This window comes from Streptomyces sp. NPDC054863 (genome assembly GCF_053610825.1).
This window is the reverse complement of record NZ_JBSGZD010000574.1, coordinates 1-1,170: the sequence shown is the minus strand read 5'-3', so window position 1 is coordinate 1,170 and position 1,170 is coordinate 1. Positions and strand designations below refer to the sequence as shown.

The 1,170-nt window shown below is 69.1% G+C and carries 1 protein-coding gene; it reads left to right on the top strand.

What is annotated here, in order from left to right; translation table 11 throughout:
- Nucleotides 1-43: 43 nt before the first annotated feature.
- A partial coding sequence (locus ACWGIG_RS39000) for a condensation domain-containing protein (RefSeq protein WP_453326456.1) occupies nucleotides 44-1,170 on the top strand: 1,127 nt, incomplete at its 3' end.

Here is a 1,170-nt window from a genome sequence, read left to right as displayed (position 1 = left end):
GGAGCGGTTCGTGGCCCATCCGTATGGTGCGCCTGGTGAGCGGATGTACCGGACCGGTGACCTGGCCCGGTGGAACGCCGATGGCCAGTTGGAGTGTCTGGGTCGTACGGACGACCAGGTGAAGGTGCGTGGTTTCCGTATCGAGCTCGGCGAGGTCGAGGCGGTCCTGGCCTCGCATCCGTCCGTCGAGCAGGCGGCGGTGGTGGTGCGTGAGGACCAGCCGGGCGACAAGCGCCTGGTGGGTTATGTGGTTCCTGATGGTGGTGTGGCCCCGCAGGTGGACGGTTCTGGTCTGCGCGCCCACGTTGCCGGCCTGTTGCCGGACTACATGGTGCCCTCGGCCGTGGTGTTCTTGGATGCGCTGCCGCTCACGGTGAACCGGAAGCTGGATCGCAAGGCCCTGCCCGCTCCCGGTTGCGGTGCGGATGCCGGCGGTCGGGGTCCGGTGGGTGTGCAGGAGGAGCTTCTGTGCGCGGTGTTCGCCGAGGTGCTCGGCCTGGCCCGGGTCGGGGTCGATGACAATTTCTTCGAGCTCGGCGGGCACTCGCTGCTCGTGACTCGTCTGGTGAGCAGGGTCCGGTCGGTGTTCGGGGTGGAGGTGCCGATCCGGACTGTGTTCGAGACGCCCACCCCGCGGGCTCTCGTCGGCCGGTTGACCGCTTCCGGTGCGTCCCGGCCCGCGCTGGTGCCGGTGGAACGGTCGGGGGCGGCGCCGCTGTCGTTTGCGCAGCAACGGCTGTGGTTTCTGGAGCAGTTGGAAGGGTCTTCCGCGCTTTACAACATTCCCATCGCCCTGCGCCTCACCGGGGACCTCGACATCGAGGCCCTGCGGTTCGCTCTCCGGGACGTCGTGACCCGTCACGAAGTCCTCCGTACCGTCTTCGGGCAGGTCGACGGCGTGCCTGAGCAGCGCGTCCTCGCCCCTCAGGCGATCGACCTGCCGCTCTTCCCCGAGGAGATAGGGGAGGGCGAGGTGGCGGGGGCAGTGGCCGAAGAAGCGCTGCGCCCCTTCTGTCTCACCGATGAACTCCCGCTCTGGGCAAGGCTGTTCGCTGTAGCGCCGCATGGGCACGTGCTGGTCCTGGTGCTTCACCACATCGCCGGTGACGGCTGGTCCCTCGCCCCGCTCGCCCGCGACCTCTCCACCGCGTACGCCGCCCGCGCCGACGG